This is a genomic window from Tabrizicola sp. (genome assembly GCF_051645465.1).
Classification (GTDB): Bacteria; Pseudomonadota; Alphaproteobacteria; order Rhodobacterales; family Rhodobacteraceae; genus Tabrizicola.
Map to the genome: position 1 here is coordinate 1 of NZ_JBOFBI010000233.1, position 2,828 is coordinate 2,828.

2 protein-coding genes and 1 pseudogene are annotated in these 2,828 nt (G+C 60.4%); 1 reads left to right on the forward strand and 2 read right to left on the reverse strand.

The genetic code is table 11. From position 1 onward, the window contains the following. Positions 1–218 (forward strand): annotated as a pseudogene (locus tag ACRCSW_RS15250) (IS66 family transposase); the annotation flags it as partial. A gap of 71 nt (positions 219–289) precedes the next feature. Here ACRCSW_RS15250 and istB read toward each other — a convergent pair. Both istB and istA read right to left on the reverse strand, forming a co-directional pair. Next, positions 290–1,084 (reverse strand): IS21-like element helper ATPase IstB, encoded by a 795-nt coding sequence (gene istB, locus ACRCSW_RS15255; RefSeq protein ID WP_438706443.1) that lies wholly within the window; start codon positions 1,082–1,084, stop codon positions 290–292. After that, positions 1,074–2,606 (reverse strand): IS21 family transposase, encoded by a 1,533-nt coding sequence (istA, locus tag ACRCSW_RS15260; RefSeq protein WP_438706441.1) that lies wholly within the window; start codon positions 2,604–2,606, stop codon positions 1,074–1,076. The genes istB and istA overlap by 11 nt, the downstream gene beginning before the upstream one ends. Positions 2,607–2,828 lie beyond the last annotated feature (222 nt).

The window sequence follows — 2,828 nt, forward strand, 5'->3', positions numbered from 1 at the left end:
CGATGGCCTATATGCTGAAGCGCCAAGATGGCTTCAGGCTGTTCCTCGACGACGGCCGCGTCGACATTGACTCCAACCTCGTCGAAAACGCCATCCGCAGCCCGGCCATGAACCGCCGCAACGCACTCTTCGCCGGTCACGACGAGGGCGGCCGGAACTGGGCCCGCTTCGCCAGCCTCATCGGCACCTGCAAGATGAACGGCGTCGAGCCCTATGCTGTTGATTTTCACTCAGAACTGAGCCGGTTTTTTCACCGAGAAGTGAGCCACCTCTGATTATGGATTTTGGTTCATGCTGGGGTCAAGGTCGGGCTTGTCTCCTTCTTTTTTCGGGCTGCAGCTGCTGAGCTTGCCTTGAACCGGAAGCTGTCGTTACCGGTTTCCAGGATGTGACAGCGGTGGGTGAGGCGGTCGAGCAAGGCCGTGGTCATCTTGGCATCGCCAAAGACCGTGGCCCATTCGCTGAAGCTCAGGTTGGTGGTGATAACGACGCTGGTGCGTTCGTAGAGTTTGCTCAGCAGATGGAACAGCAGGGCCCCGCCCGATGCGCTGAAGGGCAGATAGCCAAGTTCATCCAGGATCACGAGGTCGAGCTTGGTCAGGGCTTCGGCGATTTGCCCGGCCTTTCCCTTGGCCTTTTCCTGTTCGAGGGCATTGACCAGTTCGATGGTCGAGAAGAAGCGAACCTTGCGACGATGATGCTCAATGGCCTGGATGCCGAGGGCGGTTGCAACATGGGTCTTGCCAGTTCCCGGACCGCCGATCAGGACCACGTTCTGGGCGCCATCCATGAACTCGCAGCGATGCAGTGTCCTGACAGTGGCCTCGTTGACCTCGCTGGCGGCAAAGTCGAAGCCCGAGAGATCCTTGTAGGCCGGGAACCGCGCGGACTTCATGTGATAGGCGATGGAGCGCACCTCGCGCTCGGCCAATTCGGCCTTCAGCAGTTGCGAGAGCATCGGGATTGCAGCTTCAAAAGCTGGCGCGCCCTGTTCGATCAGGTCGGTCACGGCTTGGGCCATGCCATACATTTTGAGGCTGCGCAGCATGATGATGATGGCACCAGCGGCTGGATCATGACGCATGGTAGCCTCCGGCGATCTGGCTGCGAAGGCCGTCATAGCGTTCGACGTTTGCCTTGGGTTCACGGTGCAGGGCCAGTGCCTGTGGAGTATCCAATGGCGGCCCGCCGATCACCTTGCCATCGACCAGCCGGTGCAGCAGGTTCAGCACATGGGTCTTGGTCGGCACGCCCTCTGCCAGGGCGAGTTCCACGGCGGTGAGCACGGCCTGTTCATCGTGGTGTAGCACCAAGGCAAGTATATCGACCATCTCGCGATCACCACCGGGTTTGCGCAGCATGTGATCCTGCAACTGTTTGAACGCAGGCGGTAGCTCCAGGAAGGGTGCGCCGTTGCGAAGGGCACCGGGCTTTCTCTGCACGACCGCAAGATAATGCCGCCAGTCGTAGATCGTCTTCGCAGGGAGCTTGTGGCTGCGTTCGATCACGCGCACATGTTCGCACAGGATGTTGCCCTCTGCCGCCACGACCAGCCGGTCGGGATAAATCCGCAGGCTGACCGGTCGATTGGCAAAGGATGCCGGAACGCTATAGCGACTGCGCTCGAAGCTGATCAGACAGGTTGGCGAGACCCGCTTGCTCAACTCGATGAAGCCGTCAAAGGCGACGGGCAGCGGCATCAGGGCAGCCTGCTCTTCCGCCCAGACATCGGCGATGGTGCCGGGCTGTTTGCCATGCGGGGTCTCCCGCCACAACTCGAGGCAACGCTCTTCCAGCCAGGCATTCAGCGCGGCAAGGTCTGGAAAGTCCGGCATGCCCTGCAGCATCTGGTGGCGAGCATCCCGGACGTTCTTCTCGACCTGACCCTTCTCCCACCCGGCGGCCGGATTGCAGAACTCGGGCTCATAGACATAGTGGTTCGTCATGGCGAGGAAGCGCATGTTGATCTGTCGCTCCTTGCCGCGACCGACACGATCCACCGCCGTGCGCATGTTGTCGTAAATGCCCCGCCCCGGCACGCCACCGAAGACCCGGAATGCGTGCCAATGGGCATCGAACAGCATCTCATGGGTCTGCAAGGGATAGGCACGCAGCAAAAAGGCACGGCTGTGCGACAGCTTGATATGGGCCATCTGCAGCTTGGCGCGCTCGCTGCCCAAAACCGCAAAGTCCTCGCTCCAGTCGAACTGGAAGGCATCACCGGGGGCAAAATGCAGCGGCACAAAGGTCCCGCGCGCCGCCGTCTGCTGTTCGCGCTGCCGATCTGCCTTCCACCGTCGCGCAAAAGCCGCCACCCGGGGATAGGAACCGGTGAAGCCAAGCGCCACAAGGTCGGCATGCAACTGCTTCACTGTGCGCCGTTGCTTGCGTGACTTCCCGGCCTCGGTCCTCAGCCAGCCTGCAAGCTTCTCCGCATAAGGATCAAGCTTGCTGGGCCGCTCCGGCGTCGCAAATTTTGGCTCGATGGTATTCGCTGCCAGATGCTTGGTTACGGTATTACGCGACACGCCCGTCAGCCGCGCAATCTCGCGGATCGACAGCTTCTGCCGCAAGTGCATGCGTCGGATGATGTTCAAAAGTCCCATGTGGATCACTCCGTTGCCCCCGCCGCTCACCGCTTTGGGGGGAAGGTTCACATGGCTCAGTTCTCAGTGAAAATTATGCGCCCAACCGGCTCAGTTCTGAGTGAAAAACAACACATATGTCGTCGATGGCCACTTGATACTCGACAGTGTCTTGCCCAACGCCTCCATCGATACGGTCGTTTCCGCTCGAAGGAATAAAAAGGTCATCGCGAGGGCTCCTGC

Coding starts and splice junctions, on each gene's coding strand:
- istA (WP_438706441.1), bottom strand. CDS start 2,606: ATGGGACTTTTGAACATCATCCGACGCATGCACTTGCGGCAGAAGCTG.
- istB (WP_438706443.1), bottom strand. CDS start 1,084: ATGCGTCATGATCCAGCCGCTGGTGCCATCATCATCATGCTGCGCAGC.